Origin of the sequence: Paenibacillus sp. JQZ6Y-1 (genome assembly GCF_040719145.1) — a bacterium.
In the GTDB taxonomy this organism is placed as follows: domain Bacteria; phylum Bacillota; class Bacilli; order Paenibacillales; family Paenibacillaceae; genus Saccharibacillus; species Saccharibacillus kandeliae.
This window is the reverse complement of record NZ_JBFDUZ010000001.1, coordinates 2314293-2336208: the sequence shown is the minus strand read 5'-3', so window position 1 is coordinate 2336208 and position 21916 is coordinate 2314293. Positions and strand designations below refer to the sequence as shown.

Sequence of the window (21916 nt, the reverse complement as noted above, 5' to 3'; positions counted from 1 at the left end):
TTGGGAGCTGATTATACGTGAATCTTTTGAAAAGATTAGGAAATAAAATCATGAAACAACGAGTTGATAATAATAAAGCGATCAACGAAATGAAAGAGATGAAAGAAATGAGAGGAATGAAAGAGATCGCATGGAATGCAGCACTATCCAAACCCGCAATATCTAAACCTTCTATATCAACGCCATCCATCAAACATTCTTCCAAACGTCTACGTCTGCCAAGCTGGAAATCGGGTTGCTCGCTGCTCCTGTTATCGACGTTTCTGCTGACGACAGCTTGTGGTTCTTCTGGTAGTACACCAGCTGCCGCGGATAGCAAGTCCAGCAGTGCGGAAACCGCGTCCACAGGTCCAGTTGAAATCGAGTTCTGGTACGGATTGGGCGGCAAGCTGGGCGACAATATGAAAAAGATGATCGACGACTTTAACGCATCCCAGAAGGACGTGATTGTCAAAGGCGTCGTGCAGGCAGATTATGATGAAACCTCGCAAAAGCTGCAAGCTGCTATCGCTTCGGGTCAGGTACCCGCTGCTGTTCTCAGCTCCAACGTAGAATGGGCGAAAAAAGGCTATTACGCGCCAATGGACGAGCTGATTGCTGCTGATTCTGATTTTAACAAAGACGACTTCGTGCAAACTTTCCTCAATCAAGGGCAGGTAGACGGCAAGCAATATTTCCTACCGATGTATGGTACCACGCAGGTCATGTACTACCGCAAGGATGCACTGAAACAAGCAGGCATCGATCCGGCAAGTCTGACTACATGGGAAGCTTTATCGGCTGCGGCTGCCAAAATGACCAAAAAGGAAAACGGCAAAACGACCTTCTACGGCTGGGAGCCGATGTGGGGGGCGGACAATATGATGGATGCCGTACTGAGTAAGGGCGGCAGCGTACTGAGTGCCGATGGCAAGACGGTAACAATCAACACGCCGGAATGGATCGATACATGGGAGATGTTCCGCAAGTGGATTCACGAAGATCAGATTATGACGATTCACTCTGGCGGGCAAGGCTGGGAATACTGGTACAAAACGATTGATGATGTGATGAAAAATAAAGCTGCTGGTTATACCGGTTCGAGCGGGGATCAGGGCGATCTGAACTTCAAAATCGTCGGTGCCATGGAGCAACCGGGCTGGCAAGGCGTGGGTGAAGGTAAACCAGTCGCAAATGCGATTATGGCGGGCATTCCTGCGCAAGCAAGCCCAGAGCAGCAGCAGGCTGCTTTTAAATGGCTAACCTACTTCTCCAAAGCCTCCAATACGGCAAAATGGTCGATGAATACGGGATATATCGCAGTCCGCCAGTCTGCACTGGATGATGCGGCATTCAAAGCATTTAGCGCCAAAAATCCACAAATCGAAGTACCGTTAAAACAAGCATCTCACGCTTCCGCGCCATTCCAAGATCCAACAGGTGGCAAAATTACCGATGCGCTGAAGGTAGCGGCAGATCAGGTACAGATTAACAACGTGCCAGCCGCTCAGGCATTGCAGGAAGCACAGCAAAAAGCACAACAGGAGCTGGATCGTGCCAACCGCTGATACAGCAAGTTGGATAGCTGTATCTGATATGTAGACGAGCATGTGAACAAACCAAGCGTAATGAATACAGAAGCTTAGCGAATACAGTCTCAAAATAACAGTTGAAGTGATGATACGATGCAGACAGGCACAGCGTACAGTGGGCGCTGTGCACTGCTGTTTCGTTTAGCCATAGGAAAGGAATGAGAGATGCTGGACAATATCATACATGTATCCGAAGCAAAGGATGTACTTGAACCAAAGGATATAGCTGATCAGAGGTTTTCTGTTCCGGTATCGCTGTTTGCAAAGCACCAGATCCAAGCGGTGCTACTGGACAAGGACGGGACGCTGCTTGATTTTCTATCCATGTGGGGGAGATGGTCAGAGGCGTTGTTGAGTCATTTTAGACAAGGATTAGAGAAGCGCCAGCTGCATCTGCCACAGGAACAGATTCCGCATATCTGGGGTACGGTGCATGATGCCGAGGGTCGTATTATTGATTATGACACTGCCGGACCGCTTGCCATGGGCACGATGGATGATGTATACGCGGTTCTGTCATGGCATGGCTACCGGGCAGGCTTATCATGGGGCGATGCCAGTCGATTGGTACGGCAATGCGCGCAAGCGGCGGATGAACAGCTGGAGCAGTGGCGTCCAGCCCGCGCATTGTCTGGTGTTCGAGAATTCGTTGCGCAATGCGCTTTGCATCATATTCGTTTGGCGGTTGTGACCGCTGATGATACGTCCAATGCGCTCAAGCATCTCGATTGGCTGGGCTTGAAGCAGCACATGGAGGTGATCATCGGCAGCGATCAGGTAGAGCGCGGCAAGCCTTTTCCCGATATGGTAGAGCTGGCTTGTCAAAAGCTAGGCGTTGATCCATCACATGCGGCTGTTATTGGAGATACCAATGGAGATATGGATATGGGTTTATCCGCAGGCTGCCCGCTAGTGATCGGAATTGGCACGGCAGAACAGCTTCCCTTGGCGCATTATATCGTGCCATCATTTGTACCGTTGATTGGATTGCCCGGAGGTGGCACATGAACGTGTATACTGGATGGTTACTGCTGGGTGGAGCGATTGCGCTGGAATTAAGCGGAACGCTGATGATGAAGTTTTCGGACGGATTCACACGATTCGGACCTTCGTTATTGATGTTTGTCTGCTATGGAGCTAGCTTTACACTGCTTAATTATGCGGTGCGCTATATGCCGATCAGTATTGCGTATGCGATCTGGTCGGGTGTAGGCATTACGCTGATCAGTATCGCCGGATATTATCTATTCGGTGAACGATTGAAAATAGCTTCGGTTTGCTGGATGGCAGTGATCGTCATCGGTATTATCGGATTGAAATGGAGTGATGCGCATTGAACAGACAACCGTTTTATCAGGTACGGACGCTGACAGAGGATCAACAGGCGGGACTGACATCGAGCGACACATGGGGCGAGCGACTGGGTGGATTTCAGGTGATTACGGATACGCATCTGACGGCGGATAGCGATCATATGTATAATCGCCACTGGGATCTAGCACTTGCTGATCTTGCCACACATGCGAAGGATAGTCTGGGCATTATCCATGTAGGCGATGTGACCGATCATGGGCTAAGTACAGAATACCAAGAGTTGCATCGCATCTGGGAGCAGTATCGGGATGAATTACCAGCCATTCATTTTGCACTGGGGAATCACGATGTAAGCGATCTAAGCTGGCAAACGGAATTGTCCTCACTTGTCGGTAAGGATGATCAAGAGCTGCTCACATTGCGAGACGACTATTTACAGCAGCGTCCACTTAAACAAGATGATTCCATGTCGCTGGCTAATCATGTGGAGGCTGATGGACAGTCAGATGGAGAGGAAGAAGCCGGTATGGACGAGAGTATGTATCGTCTATGGCAATATCGGCTGGGCATGTTTAACCGTTCCACCTTCACGGAAGGCGTGTATACCCATCGGCGTATAGGCGGGTATAATTTTCTCTTTCTTGGTACGGAGCGTCCATTGTCTAAGGATTGCTATCTATCCCATATGCAACTGGATTGGTTAGCGCAACGACTGGATATTATCACAGCAGCATCGCCGGGCAAGCCGATATTTCTGTTCCTCCATCAGCCATTACTGAATACAGTCGCAGGTTCATTGGAAGCGCAGGGCTGGTACGGTGTCGAGCAGGATGACGCATGCAAAGAAATCCTGCGCCGTTATCCGCAGGTGCTGCTGTTCACCGGACATACGCACTGGCATCTGCAAGCACCGCATACCGTTCATGTATTGGAGCAAGGCGGTCCGGTACTATTCAATGCCGCATCGGTCGCTTACCTGTGGACAGATGACGATACGTATAGGGAAGGCAGTCAGGGCTGGTATATCGATCTGTATACAGATCGTCTGGTTTTACGCGGACGCGATTTTGCCAATGGGGTATGGATTAAGGATGCCGTCTATGTATTGGAATATGGAGAAGCAATCGTTGCCGAGCAACCGATCACTTCAGCACGAACGATATGAGTTTGCCTATATGGATGGATAAGATTGTGATATTCTTGATCATGGATGCTGTTGTCGATTGCAGAGATGATCAGGTTGTGATTGAGTCATGAAATGACGATGATTCTCCACTGATGGTCTTGGGAGCAAGGATGGACAGCAATTTGCAAACCGGAAGTGGAGAGATTAGAGATGAAGATGGTTGCACCTGAGTCATTTACGTATATTGGCGATCAGCGAGCGGTGCTGCTGCTGCATGGATATACCGGCAGCACGATGCACGTACGCCGACTCGGTCGTTATTTGCATGAAAAAGGATATACCTGCCATGCGCCCTTATTTGCTGGGCATGGCGGCGCACCGGAGCAGTTGCTGCACACACGCCCTGCCGCGTGGTGGCAAAGTGTTGTGGACGGCTACGATCTGCTCACCAGTCAGGGTTATGAGGAAATTGCAGTCGCTGGCGTATCGTTGGGCGGTGTGTTCACTTTGCGCACTGGCACCTTATTTCCGGTGAAAGCTGTGGTGTCCATGAGTGCACCAGTACAGGAGAAGGACACAGCAGATATTTTAAAAAGAGTACTGGATTATGCGCGCTGGTATGAATCGCTGCAAACGAAGGATGAGAGCGTTATTGCTGCGCGTCTGGAGCAGCTGGCAGCCGAGCCGCTAACGCATTTGGAGCAGCTGCGTCAATTGATCAGCTCGACAGCGGCACGACTGGCACGGATTAGCGTACCAGCGTTGATTATGCAGGGAGAGCAGGATGACGAGCTGTACCAGCAGAGTGCGAAGGAGATTTACGAGAAGATCGGTTCGGCGCACAAGGAGCTAAAATGGTATCCGCGCTCTGGGCATATTTTGCCGATGGATGTGGAGCAGGAGCAGGTGTTTGCAGATATTGCCGACTTTTTGGATAGATTGGATTGGCAAGTATAGTACAGATAGCGAAGACGCATGTAGTTATGGTAGGCTGTTCCACATACGATGCAGACACAGTAGTTATGCAAGATGAAGCCAAATATCGATGCCAAAGGTAATGCGTTTTAAGCTTGCTTTCAGATGGATTACATCTGTTGTTCATATTAACGGTCTATACTGGGATTACACTGATCATGAGAACTGGAGTGATCCCTATGGACGCCTATTTTTTACAAGAATTACACATGATTCATCGTAATGATGAATGGCGCTATAAACTGATGATGCAGGGCATTCGTCGCACGCTTGCCCAGCGCAAAGCAGAAAACACCTTCAAACGTCATTTACGTCGCAAAAAAAAATATACCGTCGGCAGCTGGCATTAATGCACGCTGTCCGGCGGTATTTTTATATGCGTGGAGGATGATGCAAAAAATGGGCACCGGCAAAATAGCCAATCGAGACGAAGACAACCGTCCAGATTACAGCACCTGCCATACAGATCAATACATATTGGCGAAACGGCATAGCGCTAATACCGGAAATATAACCGGCAGCATGACGCACACCGGGGATAAAATACGAGAATAGCACCGTCCAGCGACCGTATCGCTGAAACCAGTGCCTCACCCGATCATAACGCTTGGGCGTGAGTCCGATCCATTTGCCATATCGGAGCAGGATTGCCAAACCGAGCTTACGTCCGACCCAATAGCTGATCGTCATGCCGCCTACCGAACCGATAAAGCTGAAAATTAAAACAAGTGGAAAATGAAGTACTTTGGTAGACGCGAGGTAGCCGACTAGAATCATCAGCATCTCGTCCGGTACAGGCAGTCCCACAATGCCGAGCGCAAGCAGGGCAGAGATGGCGATATACCCGTAACGACCAATATATTCAACAGCATATTCCAAGGTCAATCACTTCCTGACCATGCGATTTTTGAAGGAGGGAAATGGAACCCGGCTGATCATCAACAGGGATAGCACGATCATCAGAATCACGATAAATACCGGACGCAGCGTATTGTCTGTTAGCGAAACGAGCGATAACAGCGTACCCGCAGCGGTAATCGGCATACCGGTAAAGCCATCGTTCGAGCCGGAAATATTAAATCGTGCCAAACGCAGCGCACCGCAGATAATAAATAGCACTGCTGCTACCGAAGCAGGTCCGTGCGAACCGTCCAACTGATCGAACAGTACCAGAAACGCAGGCGCTGCACCGAATGAAATCAAATCCGCCAGTGAATCCAGCTGTTTGCCGAATTCGCTCGGACAATTGAGTAGACGAGCAATTAGACCGTCCAATACATCGAAAATAGCAGCAGACAGGATCATTAATAACGCGATCCTATAATGTCCTTGAATCGTTAGCAGCAGTGAGGTTGCACCAGCTGCCAGATTCAGAACGGTAAATAAAGAAGGAATAAAGCTCCATTTTATCATAATGAATATCCTTTCCCGACGTTGAAGTCGCAGATCCATGATGTGAATGTTGTCTATATACTTGGTTATACGGGGCAACTATCCATTACAGTTCAAATTGATAGCCGACACCGATCATGGTGCGAATATGACCGGATTGCGTTCCCAGCTTAGCACGAAGCTTTTTGATATGAGAATCGACGACCCGCGACTCACCTTCAAACTCCGCTCCCCAGACCCGATCCAGAATCAGATCGCGTGAAATGACGCGATTTTTGTTGCGGATCAGCAGAAGCAGCAGCTCATACTCCTTCGGTGTCAATTCAATCGGCAAGCCATCCAGTTCCAGCCGACGGGTTAACGTATTGAGCGCTGCTTTGCCAAAGGAAAGGCGGTAGCCTTGAGGTTCATAATTATCCATTACCCGTTTCATGAGAGAATTAGCCCGCGCTAGCAGTACTTTCGGGCTGAATGGTTTTGTGACATAGTCATCTGCACCCAGTTCAAAGCCCAATACTTTGTCATGATCCGCAGAACGTGCGGTCAGTAGAATGATCGGTACACCAGAACACGCCCGAATGCGGCGACATACTTCAAAGCCGTCCATGTGCGGCATCATAATATCCAGAATGATTAGATCGGGATGAACCGTATCGAACAAATCCAGTGCTTCCTCGCCATGCTCTGCCTCGACAATATTCCAGCCATCTCCGGCAAAATAATCGGCAATGACTTCGCGGATACGCAATTCATCCTCAACTAATAGTACAGTTCCTGCCATCGTCATGCTCCTTCTATCATTTCGGCTGTCTGTGTAGATCGATCGTCAAACATGATCGAAAAGCGTACACCGTCTTCCAGATTACTTACTGTATACCGACAGCCGTGCAGATCAAGAATCTGGCTTGCAATCGGCAGCCCAAGCCCAGTACCGCCATGATTGCGGCTACGCGATGCGGTATCGCCTCGGTAAAATCGCTCCCAAATTTGATGGAGCTGTTCATCCGTCAAGCGTATGCCTTTATTATCGACATGGAGGATGGTGGATTGCAGATTACTTTCAATTTCAATCCGAATCAAACTCTGCTCCTCTGCATGACGAATCGCATTCACGATCAGATTGCGAAGCACCTGTTCAATCCATTCAGGATCAGCATATACCGGACGTTCATTGATCGGCGTAATCATCATATTCAGCCCGCGCTCCTGTAAGGAATAGATCAGCTTGTCGGCGACCTTTTCGGACAGCTCACTCAGCATAAAGGAGCGATGATGTAGCTGAATCGTTCCCGATTCCAGTCGTGCCAGATCTAGCATATCCTTGATCAGCATCTCCATCTTATCGGCTTCTTCGACGATCACATTGACGTAATGCCCAGTTTTGCTAACATTGACACCGTCCTGCAATCCTTCGGCAAAGCTTTTAATAATACTGAGCGGCGTCTTCAATTCATGGGAAGCATTGGCAAAAAAGCTCTGCTGCATTTGTTCTAGCCGCTGCTTGCGTTCCATATCCTGCTGCAATTGCTGATTCGCGCCCTGCAATTCCTGTAGCGCCTGATCCAGATTATGGGACATGGTGTGCATGCTGCGAGCCAGTCCACCTAGCTCATCTTGCTGACGCAGCGGTGGAGCCACATTGCGGAAGTCCAGCTTAACCATTCGTTTTGCCATTTCATTAAGTGTGATCAGCGGACGCGTTACCATTCTTGAAAAGAACAGCGACAAAATCAGCAATAGAATAAAGCCGCCGATGCCCAGATATAGATAAAACCAGCGCAGCGCCTCATTGGTATCACTAATCTCTTGAATAGAAGTGAGTACAAATACGATTTGCAGCTTGCCGTTCTTTTCCAAAGGGTGCATCGTGATCAGGTTGTTAGCACCACTCCATGAATCGCTCCAGCCAAATTGCAGCTCCTGCATTTGCCGCAGGCTATTTTTTTGGGAAGCGGATAGTGGAAATTCCTCATAGATCGCCTGCATTAACAATCCCTGACTCAATCGCCAACTGGTCATATCCGGCACAACCAATTCCTTCACCTTTCCCGTACGCTCAACCAGTGTGCTGTCCAGATTCTCACCGATGGTGGGAATGCCGGTTTTGCGAATTTGCTCTGGTGCTAGTAATGTGTAGGGCTGGTTCCCTGACGGTTGCTGTACTGTGCCATCAATGGTCAATTGATCGCCTACCTTGATGCCTGCGCGGCGTAATTCACCGCCATATGTGCTAATCATCAGGGAAAGCGGTACAAATAGTTCTTTGCCATCGGCTTGTTGTAACACAAGATGATAGGTTTCGTTAATACTTAATTGGTACGTATCATTCAGCATAAAGTTACCATTAAGATCGACGATCGCCAGCTGGCTTTTATTACGTTCCATGAATCGAATCGCATTGCGTGCAAGCAGATGGCTGTCTTGTGATTCCGTAACGTAGCTGTCTGCCAGTTGCTGAACATTGCGCTCGACTTGTTTCATTTTATACGTTTCGTAAAATTGATTGAAAAAGAGCAATTGGGAGAGCATCACCATACCGTAAAAGCAGGCAAAGACAATCACCGTAATAATAAATAGCTTAAATGTAATCCCGCGATTTCTCATCTGGTCTCCTTTGGTATCATCGACCGGAAATAGGTGCACAACCCCTGCATCATACCATAGCAGCAAGGCAGACAGGTGTCAGGTTTTTCACTTCTGCCGTCTGATTTGTGAATGGGTGAAGAGAACACTCTGATACATCCAGTATAGCGAAAGGGTTTGTCCTTCATGTGTCCATATCGGAATATGGAACAGGGGAGTGAGATGGGAACATACGCATAAATGAGTCCGCTAGTGAGAATTTGCTCGTTCGTAGTGTAGATTCAGAAGTGATATACAGAACAAACTCCCGAATACTGCGATATGGCTTCGCATCGTATCGGGAGTGGATGTGAGTAGATCGAAGAACTCCAATAGCAGAACGGCTATATAGAAGAATGGCGCAGCAATGCTAGCAACTCGCGGCGGCTGGATGTGTTCGTTTTGGTGAAGATTGATTTTAGATGATCCTGTACTGTAAACGAAGAAATGTATAATTGGTTGGCAATTTGGCGCGTGGAGCGTCCTTTGATTACATAAGAGATCAGTTCTTGTTCACGCGATGTCAGGCTGAACATATCGCAACGCAGTTGAAATAATTGCTCTGGCGATGCTTGCTCCATTTCTACTACCAGTTGTGGATGATGATCCATCGTATACATCAGCTGTACACGCATCGCCATATAGTGCGTGGTGGTTGGAATACAGCTTTGTACGACTTCCTGAAAAGGCTGTGCATCTGGTGATTGGCGAAGCAGCTGTAATGCTGCTGTATGCAGTGGACGGGGCAGATGCGAGCTGTCTTCATTTTCATGCTGACGCAATTGATCCAGCCACGACGAAGCGGCGCGGTTGGAGGATAAGATCGTCAGATCGGAAGACAGAATTAGAATTCCCTTGTTGGCAATGCTTCCATTAACATGTGCAATGCTTGAGGCGGAAGAATCATTGCTCGTGAAAGCCTCATGCTTGGCTATTTTATGATCGGAATAGGCGGTATGAGTAAGCTCTCTATGAGACATCTCGTGTTGCTCCGTGTTAGATTGAGAGGTCTGTAATGGATGCAAACTAAACCAACGAAGCCGCTCTCCAATAAATGGTGCAAGATGTGCAATCCATTGCTTTTCACGCGAACTGAATAGCGGTTGTTGCTGCTGACGGTACAGGGTGAGAAAGCCCCAGCATTTGCCCTTATATATCAATGCGGCACGCAATTCATCGGCAAAGCCAGCAGGCTGCAACCATTCACGATAACGCGGATGATCAAGCAAAATCGAGGGATCATGCTGACTTAGTACCGAGACGGGAGGTTGAGCATGAATGAGCTGTACATACGCATCCGGTGCATGAGCATGTTGATACTCATAATCCAGTAGCCCCGTATGAATGCTTTCCAATTGACGTTCAACTACAGCGCCTGTGGACAACAAGCTATCAGGATCAACCAGTGTGCAGCAAGAACCGCCCAAGGGTATACAGACGTTCAGCCAATCCAATAGCTGCTGACGATATAGGATAGAAGACGTGATTTCCTGTTCCAATGCAGATGGTATATGGTGAGGCAGCTCTGGCTGTGTATGCTGCGATATATTCGTCGTACGTTGTGATTGTGGGGGAGGGTGAGAATACATACAAAACCTCGTTTCTCTGACAATGAATGATTTGATAATCTTGCCAGATGTGTTGATCGTGCAGTGGGTATCTCTAAATCCCAGCTTTGTGGGATAGGCGGATTTGAATGTTCCTTTCATAATAAAAGCAAGTGCTATAGAGGGAATAGATGAGCGCAACTGCATCATTGAGAATCGTTCTTAATGAAGAAAAGTATAGCAAAGCGCCAATCGTTCTACAATTACCAGCATACCAGCATTTCTTGATGAAAGGAGCAATACCTATGCAGCAAAAGCGAGATAGCTTCGAGCAGATGCACGACTCTATAGAGGGAACGAATATTCAACCTTCTCCAAACAACTCAAGTGCATCGATAGTTGCGACGCAGCTAACGGATGGAACAGATATGAGCTGGCAAGGCAAAGCGGCGGGACAATATCATCAGACAATCGCAAGCAAGATTCCAGCCTATTCAGTGTTGTATGAATTAAGCGGTAGACTATTAGAAGCAGGAATGGATACAAGAGAATCATGGACACATCCTCCGTCCATCGACCAAGGCATACCTATTCATACTACATCTCAGCAACAAGCAAGAAAGATTGCCGTGATCGGAGCAGGTGGAGGTCAGGAGATGGTAACGTGGGCAAGTAGATATGAAAATTGGCAATGTATCGGTGTGGACACATCTGCGCGTATGCTGGAAACGGCACGGCAACGTATAGAACAAGCAGGCGTGGCTCATCGCTGTCAGTTGTATCAAGGAAGTCTAAACGATTTGCCTTATGACAATCCTTCGATGGAAACGATCATTCCAGCATATACAGAAAATCCTAAACCTTCTGTTGGCACTTTCTGTCCATCATTCAATCCGAACTGGAACCAGAGTAGCTCGGATGCTTCATTATATGACGCTGCTTCCTGCATTCTTGTTTTGCACTTTCTGCCAAGTGAGCAGGAGCAGCAAGAGATGCTGAACAAGCTGGCTGCCAGCGTCAAACCGGGTGCGCCGGTAGTGATTGCCTGCCTGTCCAATATGCCGAAAGAAGGTGAAAACAATTGGCGAATGCAGGCGTGGCATGAGCATATGCAGGATCATCATATTCCAGAGGAGGATTGGCACCGATTCGTGGATTCCATCGGCGTCACCTCCTACCCGCCCAATGTACAGCAGATCGAACGGATGCTGAGTTATGCCGGCTTGGTGGAAGTGGACAGTTATTTTCAGACGCTGTTTATACGAGCATGGTGTGGTCGACGGGCATGGGAAGGAGAGCAGCCAACATGACGATACGAGATCAGATTATAGTGGTGGGCGGATATGGTACAGTTGGACAGCAGATTTCGCGGCGCTTAGCACAGTATATTGCCGACGATACGTCTGGCATGTTGTCGTATCATGTGATTGCCGCAGGGCGCAATGCTGCGGCAGTGCAGGCATTTAGCGAAAGTACGTATGGACAAATTCAGCCGCTGCAATGGGATATTCAATCATCACCGGACATGTGGCCTGATCTGTCTGCTGCGCGGTTGCTGATAATGTGTCTCGATCTGAATGATACAACCTTGGTGGAGTATTGTTTGAAGCACGGGATTCATTATATGGATATTACCGCTAACGGCGATTATTTGCAGCAGATGGAGCAATGGAAGATCGATACGCAAGTACCATTCTCACAAGCGATAGGTGATTCTCCAGCGATGTCTCATGCGACTAACAGCGAGCAGAATAGGAGTGGTATAACCGCAACCGCAACCGCAACCGCAACCGCAACCGCAACCGCAACCGCAACCGCAACCGATACGGCTACAACGCCTGTTTTATCTTTATCTACTGCACTGGTCAGCATCGGTCTGGCACCGGGATTGACGAATCTGTTAGCAGCTGCGGTGCATCGGGAGATGGAGCAGACAGAACAATTGGATATTTCTGTGATGCTCGGTCTCGGTGAGCATCATGGGCAGGCGGCGATTAGCTGGACGGTGGAACAACTATCATCATCGTTTACCGTAATGTCGGAGGGGCAACCAATGACGGTTAATAGCTTAACGGATAGGCGTATCGTTTATATGCCATATCGCCAGTTGAATGTGCAGCAATATGTGTATCGCTTTCCGTTCTCGGATCAACAGACTCTGGCGCAAACGTTGAATGTAGCTACCGTGTCAACACGACTGGGCTTTGATTCGGTTCTGCTGACGCGAATGCTGGCGGGATTACAGAAGCTGGGAGCATTGCGGCTATTGCGTTTTGCGTTGCTACAAAAAGTGATGGTGTGGCTATTGGGTCGTATTCATGTTGGCAGTGATCGTTATGCGATTCGCATGGATGGTAAAGGAATCAAGCATGGCAGACCAGTGCAACGGTCATATCTATTGAATGGACATAATCAGTCCCATGCAACAGCCGAGGTTACTGCGCTGGCAGCGATGATGCTGTTAGAGTCGGAAGGTACTTTACCAGGCGGTGTGCAGCATATTGAGCAGGTGTTCGAGTGGACACCCTTTGCGGAGAGATTACGACGGCATTTGCCATTTGAGATCATTGAGCTTGAGGAAGAACAGTAAAAGATTGCACCTGTACAATTGCCAACGCTCCCCATCTGGCATACAATCGTTCTAATGACTAATTAACCTATGGTCAGTATTTTCAGGCAAAGGGGAGACACGGTATTGGATACAATGACAGCAATGATGAAGCAATTGACTGAAGCGGATGGCGTATCCGGGTTTGAGCGCAGTGTGCGCGACGAAATGATCCATTATCTGGAGCCACTGTCCGACGAGATTCTCAAGGATCGCCTTGGCAGCGTAATCGCTAAGAAGAACGGTGATGCTAGCGGCCCGAAAGTATTGATCGCCGGTCACCTTGATGAGATCGGATTTCTGGTGACAAGTATTACGCCGAAAGGATTTTTGCGTTTTCAACAGCTGGGTGGTTGGTGGCCGCATACCGTTATGGCACAGCGCGTCAAAGTGAAAACACGCAAGGGCGACTATATCGGTATCGTCGGTTCCAAGCCGCCACATGGTATGGAAGCAGCTGAGCGCGATAAAGTCGTTCAATTAAAACATATGTACATCGACATCGGTGCTCGTGATGCAGAAGATGCAAAGCAGATGGGTGTGCGTCCGGGTGATTGGGTTGTACCGGTATCTGAATTTACTACTATGCGCGATGGCGAACTGTGGGTTGGTAAAGCGCTGGATAACCGTGCCGGTTGTGCGCTGGCAGTAGAAGTGATGAAGCGTCTGCAAGAGCAGCAACATCCGAATGTGCTGTATGCCGGTGCAACGGTGCAGGAGGAAATTGGTCTGCGCGGTGCGACAACGGTTGCCAATCTGGTCGAACCGGAGATCGCTTTTGCGCTGGATGTAGGCATTGCTAACGATATGCCGGGGCTAGAAGGCGAGCATGTTATTTCCAAAGTAGGCGAGGGTCCGCTGCTATTGCTGCTTGATGCGACCATGATTCCGCATAACGGTCTGCGTGATCTAGTGATGGATACTGCCGAAGAGATTGGCATGGCGGTACAGGTTGCAACCGTACCGGGCGGTGGAACGGACGGCGGTAAATTCCATATTAGCGGCAAAGGCTGTCCGACGCTGTCGATGGGCTTTGCGACGCGGTATATTCATACCCACAATGCGATTATGGCGAAAAAGGATTTCGACGATGCAGCCACGTTGCTGACGCGTGTAATCCAGAAGCTGGATCGTGCGACGGTAGATGAACTGTTTGGCTGATTTAGTCTGTGAAGGCAGATGAGATTTCATATATTATGACAAAAGACAGTTGAATGTCATCCAGTATGAATCATTGATCCATTTACAGATCAGTGAGTGCATGAATACCAAGTCTATTCCCATTAAAAAAGCTGCTCATCCTGAATAGGATAGAGCAGTTTTTTTGGATACATTTATGAATAAGTGAAATCGTTATTGCACTCGCAAGTACAAGCGCACACTGTGATCTCTCTACATCATGATCCATATATGTTCCTGCAGAATGACATACCTCTATAGATATAGACTTACAGCTGACGTACAAACTGCCCGATCTTCTCTAAAGCCTGTTCCAGCTTCTCGGTCGATGTAGCATACGAGCAGCGAACAAATCCTTCACCACTTGCGCCAAATGCAGTGCCTGGCACGACCAACACATTCATTTCCTGAAGCAGTCGTTCAGCGAATTGCTCGGATGTTAATCCGGTATGAGCGATGGATGGGAACGCGTAGAAGGCGCCGTGCGGCTCATGGCATGGCAAGCCTGCTTGCCGCAACCCTTGTACAAACATCTGACGACGCTGGTTGTACGAATCCATCATCATATCTTTGGCTTCCAGACCTGCTGGCTTCAGTGCTTCGATAGCAGCGATTTGTCCCAGAATCGGAGCGCACATGATCGTATACTGATGGACTTTCAGCATTGGTTTCACCACTTCGGACGGACCGCATACATAACCGATGCGCCAACCAGTCATAGCGAAGGCTTTGGAAAATCCGCTGATCAGCAATGTCCGTTCCTTCATACCCGGCATAGCGGCAAAGCTAACATGCTGACTGCCATATGTCAGCTCAGCATAGATTTCATCGGACAGCACGAACAGATTGTATTTTTCCACCAGACGTGCAATGGGCAGCCAATCTTCATAGCTCATGACAGCGCCGGTTGGATTGCTCGGATAGCTCAAGATGAGCAACTTGGAACGAGGGGTAATGCATTTCTCCAATTCCTCGGCGGTCAGCTTGAAGTCATTGCTTGCGCTTGTCTGCACTTCCACCGTTGTTCCGCTGCACAAGCCCGTAATCGGGGAGTAGGAGACGTAGCATGGCGATGGCACCAGAATCTCGTCACCAGTCTGGATCAATACACGAAGTGCCAGATCGAGCGCTTCACTGCTGCCGATTGTCACCATGATCTCATCATTCGGATCATAGCTGACCTTGTGCGTATCATGCAAATATCCAGCAATCCTTTGACGTAATTCCAGCAGCCCAGCATTAGGCGTATATTCTGTCCGACCTTGTTCCAATGCAGCGATACAAGCTTCGCGAATCACACGCGGTGTTTTGAAATCTGGCTCGCCGATGCCGAGTGAAATAATATCCTCGCGTCCAGAAATGTAATCAAAAAACTTGCGAATACCCGATTGTGGCATTTCCTGTGCTAGCGGCGTGATCAGACTGCTGCCGGGGCTTGTTATCATCGTGCTCATCATAAGTTCCTCCTCGATTGGGTGTATCTGTCTATTAGTGAATCTATTGAAATGTCCATTTTCTGAAAACAAAAAAAGCCCGCCCCTGAAAAGGGACGAGCTTTGCCCGTGTTACCACCCTAGTTCCGCTTCATCACAAAGCGACACTCTGCAACGTATCTATCAATACGTGTTCCCGTTAACGCTGGAAATGCGGCAGCACCTACTGTAAGTTCAGCCTGCTTCTCGGGGATGGCTTCGGTTATATTCTGAACGTTGGCTTACACCTGACCCAACTCTCTGGTGAACAGAATCATAACGTACTCTTTCCCGTCATGGAATTTGTTTATCGTAGCCGTCAATGCGGCTGTCATTGCTTGATGATTACACACGTAAAGGATGATTGAATCATCGGGATGCGTGCGGGTTTGAATCTTACTCTCATCACGATTCATCCGACCGGTCAAAATCGTAGGCTCATTGTAATACAGGAATTTTACGATTGCAAGAGGGAGTTTGAAAAAAAGTTTTGTAGGTTCCGCTCCGCGCTGAAGGTTGGAGAGCATATGATAAACGTGATTTTTGATAGAGATAGATACATTCTTTGATAGAGATAGATACATATACGAGTTGAAAATGAAAAACGCATTTACGTTCTTTTTGCTTTTGCCTATATACGCATCCGTTACAACCAAAAGGAAGGGTACTTTTTGCCTTTGAATAAGTTGTTGTATAGCAGTGCGACGCAGACAATAACGACGGAACCTACCAATACGGGAGTGAACAGAAACGACCATGAGCTTACGGAAGTGATGACGATAATAGGATTAGCGCCAGCAGGGGGATGAGTCGTTTTCGTTAACAGCATTGCCGCGATACCTAGACCAACGCCAAGCGCCAATGCCCACATGCCATTACCGAATACATGAACAACGATTAGCCCACATAATGTCGTAATAAAGTGTCCGCCAATAATATTTCTTGGTTGCGATAAAGGGACATCAGGAAAAGCAAATGCTAGCACGCAGCTGGCTCCAAATGGTGCGATCAGCAATGTCATATCCATACTGTGAGACAGACTTTCCAATATCAAAACGGCAATCGTACCACCGATAAAAGCCCAGAATGCTTGCCGAAGATGAATGGGTAGGGGAGAGCGTGCGCTAGAGTGGAATTTGCGGAAATACTGTTTAAGCATCGTCATGTTGTGTACACCGTCTTTCAAAATTTAGATTGCATAGATCATTGTACATGCTAAATAGCTATCTGTATAATTGATAATACTGATACCATTATCTAAAATACAGATGGGTTGTGCATACAATGCTGAATCAGCTGGAAGGTAAATATATCCACACGTTTCTAAACGTATATGAGTACCGTAATATCAGCAAGGCATCGTCTATTCTTGGCTTTTCCCAATCGTCAATTACGAATCATATTCAGATTCTTGAACATATGCTCGGTACTAAGCTATTTGATCGCAAGATTCATGGTGTTACACCGACAGAGCAAGGCGAGATTTTCGCCAAGTACGCTCATCAATTTAGTAAGCTGGCGCAGGAGATGAGCGACGAGATTCATAATGTGCGTAGTACAGTGAAGGTCAAGGCGCTGGAATCGTTTTGTGTGACTCAGTTTTCCAGCCCGCTGGTTCAGTTTCTTGCTCAGCATCCCAATGTGGACATTGAGCTGACGACCGGATTTCAGCAACATATTGTGGACGATGTGATGAATCAGAAGGTGGATTATGGGATCGTGCCATTTGATCCGCAGATAGCACGTTTGGAATATACGCCTATTTTGCAGGAGGAATTCGTGTTTGTATGCGCGGATCATCTCGTTCCTGAACAGATGATGCAGAAGGAGCTACGCGTGATTGGCTTTGGCAATCACTGCATGTATCAGAGTGTCACGGATCGGATACTCAAGGAGTATGGCAAACAGGATTATCGGAATATCACCTATGCCAGTCTGGAAATGATCAAGCAGACGGTAATAGGAGGGGCAGGCATCGCGTTGATGCCTAAACGCGCGGTAGAACATGAACTGCTGTCTGGGCAATTGCAGACGCTCGATCTAGGTGAGCCAGTGGTCATTCATCATGGGATTGTCGAGCATCGCTCAGCACGAGGCAATACGCATGCAGCGGTATTCAAGCAGTTTATGAAGCAGTTTTTTCTGGATGTGCAGGCGGATGCACAGTAAGAATATTACACGCAACAACATAAACGATCGGATAGGCAACATTGCCATTGGCATGAGTGTAGTAGATTACATTGGACGCACAGCGAAGGTAGTCATCCTATCGCTGTGCTTTTTTGGCGTTCCCAATGTAGAATTCCGATGATGAAGCTGAACGAAAACCAGAAAACAGTCGAAATTGCAGAAATTCCTGCCTTCATTTACCTAGTAGTCGAATTGTTCAAGCGAATCGCAATTTTGTTCAACGTATGTTTCTTTAGCGACTCAACAAGCAGGAATAACTTCTGTATATAATTCAATTTATTCTGTGTATTTTTCAATTTGTAAGCGCTATCTTTGACCTATGATGGAGAAGCAATGTAGGATAGTACATGATTCAAACTGTAAATGGATTCCATATTCTGCATACGAAAAGGAGAGGAACGAATGAATAACAAATCCAGATCAGCATTCAGCGTGTTTGGGGTTTCGGTGCTGCTGCTGTCTCTGCTGTTGCCCGTGCTGGCAGTAGCTGTACCGGGGGTACCTGTGAAGACAGCGGAAGCCGCATCCGTAGCACGTACGATTACAGTGGATAGCAGCAACGTCGTACAATCCGATTTTCTCGGTGTTGGTGTGAATATTATCCCGACGAACCTCATGCCGCTTGGCACGAAATATGGATATAACGATGCGTACTGGGCAATGGATGTGAATCGAATTGAGAAGATTCAGCCTAAGGTAGCGCGTGTATGGTTCCAGATCGACTGGATGGAGCCAGCCAAAGGTACATATACCTTTGACAGCGACAAAATGAAGGCTTTCTACAAATACATGGATGCGCTGAAAAGTGCAGGCACCGAAGTAGAACTGAATTTTGGCTGGAAGGTAGGTAGCACGGTGCAGGACTGGTTTAACATTCCCGGTCTGAAAGATCCGTATGTCAGCGCACCGAAGGATTTGGATGCTTATGCGGTGTCCGCTTCCAGAGCGTTAAGTGAGCTGATGAACAATCGTGGCTACAACAACATCAAATACTTAACCTTTTACAATGAACCAAACGGCAGCTGGGACTTTGAAGGTCCTTCTGACCAAAAAGCATACTACGCGCAAATGGTGAAAAAGGTCAGCGACAAACTGACTGCCGACGGTCTGCGCGATGATATTGAAATCTGGGGACCAGAAGAAACAGGGGCGCTGGACTGGATGCAGTATATGAAGGATAACGCGGATAGCGCATTTGACGTGTACACCTTCCATGTCTATGGCACTAGCTATGACGGTTTGAGCAAAGTCATCTCTGACCGCAAAACAGCTGCTGGCTCCAAGCCAGTCGTGATGACGGAGTTTGGCTGGGCAGATGACGATTCCAGCAACTGGGATGCAGGCTTTGCCAACTCTGTCATTCGAGCGGCTAACGACGGTCTGCACGGCGCTGTAATGTGGCAAATGAACGGGGCGTGGAGTTCTGATCCAGATGGAGATACCAACGGTACGTATACGATGTGGCATTCACTGCCGCTGGATCGTACACCGCGTAAAACGTATTATTCCGCAGGCTTCCTGAATCGTTATATTCCAGAGCATAGCGATGTGTTGAAAGTAAGCACGGGCGGAGCGGACGATGTGCGGGCAGCTGCTTTTAAAGGGAAGGATGGCAATTACACCCTGCTCGTTGAATCCAAAGCAGGCACTGCCAAAAATCTGACCGTCAACTTTGGCAATACGAATGTCAACAAAACCTTTTACAAAATGACGTATCGTGACAATGTAACGCGTGATACGAATGCTATCTTGCCACCAGTAGAAGGTGCATTCGCAGCAACCAATTCGTTTACCGATAACAGCTCCGATACGGGGTATCAGGTTTCTATTTATACGACAGCGAAGCCGCAAACGCAGGTGGAAGTAACACCAGCGGAGAAAACGGTGACAGGTGGACAAACGCTGCAATTGAACGCAAATGTCATCGACTCCACGTATACTGGTGCAACTGCGGTAGCGGAGGATGTGTACGGTGAAGCCGCTCAAGATTCGGAATCTACTACTTCCACGTCATCGGCGGATGAGCAAGCCACAGTGGCAACAAATGAAGCAGCTGACTCTACAGCAGATTCAGCGTCGGCTACATCTGCCAACTCTATTCAAGGAGAACAAGCGAAGCTGAATGCAGCAGCCGCGGTAGACAACGATTCTGCAAGCGGTACGTCGACAGCGACTGCGGTAGCAGAACCGTCAGCTAGTAGCGAAGAATCGGCAACTACAGCAACAACGGAGGAATCGACAACAGCTACGGATGATACGTATGCACTGGCTGCGAGTAATGTGACTTGGACGGTATTGGGCAGCAACAACGGCTCCATTACTTCCAATGGTCTCTACACCGCACCAGATGTAGCAACCGAGAAGCTGGTCGCGATCAAAGCAGCCAGTGGCACTGGTACAGGCGCATACGGCATTGCCTTGATCAAAGTAACACCACGTTCGATCAGCACGCGTGTGGATGCACCGACCTTTAGCTTGCAACCGGGCATTTACAACTCGGCAGAAGCGGTATTTATCGAGAGCGGCACCTCAGGTGCACAGATTCGTTATACAACAGACGGCAGCACACCAACCGCTTCCTCCACGTTGTACAGCAATGCGTTCATTTTACCGAACGGCGGGACCACCATGCTGAAGGCGATTGCGATCAAGTCGGGACTGAACAATTCCGGTATCACGTCGGGATTGTACAAAACGCTGGATCAATCAGCTGGACCGGACGGTTACCAGTTCTGTATGTATGAAGGCAAAACCTGTACCTTTAGCGGTCAGGCGATGGTTGCTTATGGAGCAGATGGTATTTTCAAATACAAAACATTTACCGATGGAGCGCTATGTACGGATGAAGCCTTTGGCGGCGATCCAGCACCAGGCTCCGACAAACGTTGTTTCTATACAAAAACCATTCCGAATGAAGTACCTGTTGTAACGATTTTCAATACTGACTTTGAAAAGCCAGCAATTACGTCCACCAAGGTTGGTCCATTTACAAACGGTTGGACATTCGACTCCCGCGCTGGTATCCAGCATAACGGCAGCGTATTCGGTGCTCCGAATGCACCGTCTGGTGAACAAACGGCGTATCTGAAAACAGACGGCGGCGTGAACGGAACGATCAGCCAGCAGCTGAATTTCCCAGCAGGCACGTACAAGCTCAGCTTCCAAGCAGCAACGCGTAGCGGCTATGGCGTGCAAACGTTCGATGTGTATGTAGATAGCCAGAAAATCGGCAGCTTCGCACCGTCGTCCAGTTCGTTTACAACATTGACGACAAATGCCTTTACGGTCACTGGCGGCAAACATACGCTGAAATTCGCTGCTACCTCGACAACCGGAGATCATACCGCTTTCTTGGATAGTATGGTCATTCGTAGTGACTCCGGTACGACCGAGCCAGAACCACCGGCAACAACAGGTCTGAAAAACACCGGATTTGAAGCTCCAACGATTGCGTCCACTAGCAGTAGCAAAACGAAGGTCGGTCCATTTACAAGTGACTGGGTATTCGATTCCCGTGCAGGTCTGCAAGCCAATGGTAGTGTATTCGCACCTGCTGCGAATGCACCGGAAGGAACCCAAACCGCTTATCTGAAAACAGATGGCGGTGTGAACGGCAGCATTCAGCAGCAGGCAACTCTAGCTGCCGGCACGTATACACTCAGCTTCAAAGGAGCCAAACGTACGAATCTAGGCGGCACGCAAACCTTTGATGTGTATGTGGATAACAACAAAGTCGGCACCTTCGCACCGAATACCGGAACGTATGCCACGTATACGACCAACGCTTTTACCGTAACAGCAGGCAATCATACGATTCGATTCGCAGCGACGTCGACAACAGGCGATAATACGGCATTCATTGATGATGTGAAGCTGAACGCACAATAAATCATCAAGTAAACGTTAACCCTTGATCATGT

18 protein-coding genes and 1 other annotated feature are annotated in these 21916 nt (G+C 48.3%); of the genes, 11 read left to right on the top strand and 7 right to left on the bottom strand.

Annotation, left to right across the window (positions count from 1 at the left end; genetic code table 11):
- Nucleotides 1-50: 50 nt before the first annotated feature.
- The 6 genes from ABXR35_RS09935 to ABXR35_RS09910 all read left to right on the top strand — a co-directional run bounded on the left by ABXR35_RS09935 (nt 51) and on the right by ABXR35_RS09910 (nt 5336).
- Nucleotides 51-1547, top strand: coding sequence for an ABC transporter substrate-binding protein (locus ABXR35_RS09935; RefSeq protein ID WP_367058948.1), 1497 nt, complete (start codon nt 51-53; stop codon nt 1545-1547).
- Between the two features lie 189 nt (nt 1548-1736).
- Entirely contained in the window at nt 1737-2579 is an 843-nt protein-coding gene (locus ABXR35_RS09930; protein WP_367058945.1) for an HAD family hydrolase, read from the top strand.
- The gene (locus ABXR35_RS09925) at nt 2576-2908 is read left to right on the top strand and encodes a DMT family transporter (protein ID WP_367058942.1); all 333 of its coding nucleotides are present in this window, start codon (nt 2576-2578) and stop codon (nt 2906-2908) included. Before ABXR35_RS09930 ends, ABXR35_RS09925 begins: the two co-directional genes overlap by 4 nt.
- Nucleotides 2905-4050 (top strand): metallophosphoesterase family protein, encoded by a 1146-nt coding sequence (locus ABXR35_RS09920; RefSeq protein WP_367058939.1) that lies wholly within the window; start codon nt 2905-2907, stop codon nt 4048-4050. Before ABXR35_RS09925 ends, ABXR35_RS09920 begins: the two co-directional genes overlap by 4 nt.
- 171 nt (nt 4051-4221) lie before the next feature.
- Nucleotides 4222-4968, top strand: coding sequence for an alpha/beta hydrolase (locus ABXR35_RS09915; protein ID WP_367058936.1), 747 nt, complete (start codon nt 4222-4224; stop codon nt 4966-4968).
- Between the two features lie 197 nt (nt 4969-5165).
- A complete protein-coding gene (locus tag ABXR35_RS09910) occupies nt 5166-5336 on the top strand; it encodes a hypothetical protein (RefSeq protein WP_367058933.1) in 171 nt (56 codons plus the stop codon).
- A gap of 22 nt (nt 5337-5358) precedes the next feature.
- Here ABXR35_RS09910 and ABXR35_RS09905 read toward each other — a convergent pair whose 3' ends face one another.
- The 5 genes from ABXR35_RS09905 to ABXR35_RS09885 form a co-directional block, all read right to left on the bottom strand.
- The gene (locus ABXR35_RS09905) at nt 5359-5865 is read right to left on the bottom strand and encodes a DedA family protein (protein ID WP_367058930.1); all 507 of its coding nucleotides are present in this window, start codon (nt 5863-5865) and stop codon (nt 5359-5361) included.
- A gap of 6 nt (nt 5866-5871) precedes the next feature.
- Nucleotides 5872-6399: a CDP-diacylglycerol--serine O-phosphatidyltransferase gene (pssA, locus tag ABXR35_RS09900; RefSeq protein ID WP_367058927.1), complete on the bottom strand. Its 528-nt coding sequence runs from the start codon at nt 6397-6399 to the stop codon at nt 5872-5874.
- A gap of 85 nt (nt 6400-6484) precedes the next feature.
- Nucleotides 6485-7159 carry a response regulator transcription factor gene (locus ABXR35_RS09895; RefSeq protein ID WP_367058924.1) on the bottom strand — a complete coding sequence of 225 codons (675 nt, stop codon included), beginning with the start codon at nt 7157-7159 and terminating at the stop codon, nt 6485-6487.
- 2 nt (nt 7160-7161) lie between these two features.
- Nucleotides 7162-8982, bottom strand: coding sequence for a sensor histidine kinase (locus tag ABXR35_RS09890; RefSeq protein ID WP_367058921.1), 1821 nt, complete (start codon nt 8980-8982; stop codon nt 7162-7164).
- 362 nt (nt 8983-9344) lie between these two features.
- Entirely contained in the window at nt 9345-10589 is a 1245-nt protein-coding gene (locus ABXR35_RS09885; protein WP_367058918.1) for a helix-turn-helix transcriptional regulator, read from the bottom strand.
- Between the two features lie 263 nt (nt 10590-10852).
- Between ABXR35_RS09885 and ABXR35_RS09880 the strand changes: the two genes are divergently transcribed.
- The 3 genes from ABXR35_RS09880 (at nt 10853) to ABXR35_RS09870 (ending at nt 14316) form a co-directional block, all read left to right on the top strand.
- The gene (locus ABXR35_RS09880) at nt 10853-11857 is read left to right on the top strand and encodes a class I SAM-dependent methyltransferase (RefSeq protein ID WP_367058915.1); all 1005 of its coding nucleotides are present in this window, start codon (nt 10853-10855) and stop codon (nt 11855-11857) included.
- Entirely contained in the window at nt 11854-13137 is a 1284-nt protein-coding gene (locus ABXR35_RS09875) for a saccharopine dehydrogenase family protein (protein ID WP_367058912.1), read from the top strand. The genes ABXR35_RS09880 and ABXR35_RS09875 overlap by 4 nt, the downstream gene beginning before the upstream one ends.
- A gap of 114 nt (nt 13138-13251) precedes the next feature.
- Nucleotides 13252-14316 carry a M42 family metallopeptidase gene (locus ABXR35_RS09870; protein ID WP_367061320.1) on the top strand — a complete coding sequence of 355 codons (1065 nt, stop codon included), beginning with the start codon at nt 13252-13254 and terminating at the stop codon, nt 14314-14316.
- 287 nt (nt 14317-14603) lie between these two features.
- Here the strand turns inward: ABXR35_RS09870 and ABXR35_RS09865 are convergent, their stop codons facing one another.
- Both ABXR35_RS09865 and ABXR35_RS09860 read right to left on the bottom strand, forming a co-directional pair.
- Complete coding sequence (locus ABXR35_RS09865) at nt 14604-15788, bottom strand: aminotransferase class I/II-fold pyridoxal phosphate-dependent enzyme (RefSeq protein ID WP_367058909.1); 1185 nt, start codon at nt 15786-15788, stop codon at nt 14604-14606.
- Between the two features lie 88 nt (nt 15789-15876).
- Nucleotides 15877-16113: a binding site (T-box leader), on the bottom strand.
- Nucleotides 16114-16452: 339 nt separating this feature from the next.
- The gene (locus ABXR35_RS09860; protein ID WP_367058906.1) at nt 16453-16971 is read right to left on the bottom strand and encodes an HPP family protein; all 519 of its coding nucleotides are present in this window, start codon (nt 16969-16971) and stop codon (nt 16453-16455) included.
- Nucleotides 16972-17090: 119 nt separating this feature from the next.
- Between ABXR35_RS09860 and ABXR35_RS09855 the strand changes: the two genes are divergently transcribed.
- Together ABXR35_RS09855 and ABXR35_RS09850 are read left to right on the top strand one after the other, a co-directional pair.
- The gene (locus ABXR35_RS09855) at nt 17091-17975 is read left to right on the top strand and encodes a LysR family transcriptional regulator (protein WP_367058903.1); all 885 of its coding nucleotides are present in this window, start codon (nt 17091-17093) and stop codon (nt 17973-17975) included.
- A gap of 423 nt (nt 17976-18398) precedes the next feature.
- Complete coding sequence (locus ABXR35_RS09850) at nt 18399-21884, top strand: chitobiase/beta-hexosaminidase C-terminal domain-containing protein (protein WP_367058900.1); 3486 nt, start codon at nt 18399-18401, stop codon at nt 21882-21884.
- Nucleotides 21885-21916: the final 32 nt, after the last annotated feature.

Bases quoted from the DNA above. Each gene is read 5' to 3' on its own strand.
- ABXR35_RS09885 (WP_367058918.1), bottom strand. From the start codon at position 10,589: ATGTATTCTCACCCTCCCCCACAATCACAACGTACGACGAATATATCG.
- ABXR35_RS09880 (WP_367058915.1), top strand. From the start codon at position 10,853: ATGCAGCAAAAGCGAGATAGCTTCGAGCAGATGCACGACTCTATAGAG.
- ABXR35_RS09915 (WP_367058936.1), top strand. From the start codon at position 4,222: ATGAAGATGGTTGCACCTGAGTCATTTACGTATATTGGCGATCAGCGA.
- ABXR35_RS09890 (WP_367058921.1), bottom strand. From the start codon at position 8,982: ATGAGAAATCGCGGGATTACATTTAAGCTATTTATTATTACGGTGATT.
- ABXR35_RS09910 (WP_367058933.1), top strand. From the start codon at position 5,166: ATGGACGCCTATTTTTTACAAGAATTACACATGATTCATCGTAATGAT.
- ABXR35_RS09860 (WP_367058906.1), bottom strand. From the start codon at position 16,971: ATGACGATGCTTAAACAGTATTTCCGCAAATTCCACTCTAGCGCACGC.
- ABXR35_RS09925 (WP_367058942.1), top strand. From the start codon at position 2,576: ATGAACGTGTATACTGGATGGTTACTGCTGGGTGGAGCGATTGCGCTG.
- ABXR35_RS09935 (WP_367058948.1), top strand. From the start codon at position 51: ATGAAACAACGAGTTGATAATAATAAAGCGATCAACGAAATGAAAGAG.
- pssA (WP_367058927.1), bottom strand. From the start codon at position 6,399: ATGATAAAATGGAGCTTTATTCCTTCTTTATTTACCGTTCTGAATCTG.
- ABXR35_RS09855 (WP_367058903.1), top strand. From the start codon at position 17,091: ATGCTGAATCAGCTGGAAGGTAAATATATCCACACGTTTCTAAACGTA.
- ABXR35_RS09930 (WP_367058945.1), top strand. From the start codon at position 1,737: ATGCTGGACAATATCATACATGTATCCGAAGCAAAGGATGTACTTGAA.
- ABXR35_RS09895 (WP_367058924.1), bottom strand. From the start codon at position 7,159: ATGGCAGGAACTGTACTATTAGTTGAGGATGAATTGCGTATCCGCGAA.
- ABXR35_RS09870 (WP_367061320.1), top strand. From the start codon at position 13,252: ATGACAGCAATGATGAAGCAATTGACTGAAGCGGATGGCGTATCCGGG.
- ABXR35_RS09875 (WP_367058912.1), top strand. From the start codon at position 11,854: ATGACGATACGAGATCAGATTATAGTGGTGGGCGGATATGGTACAGTT.
- ABXR35_RS09865 (WP_367058909.1), bottom strand. From the start codon at position 15,788: ATGAGCACGATGATAACAAGCCCCGGCAGCAGTCTGATCACGCCGCTA.
- ABXR35_RS09850 (WP_367058900.1), top strand. From the start codon at position 18,399: ATGAATAACAAATCCAGATCAGCATTCAGCGTGTTTGGGGTTTCGGTG.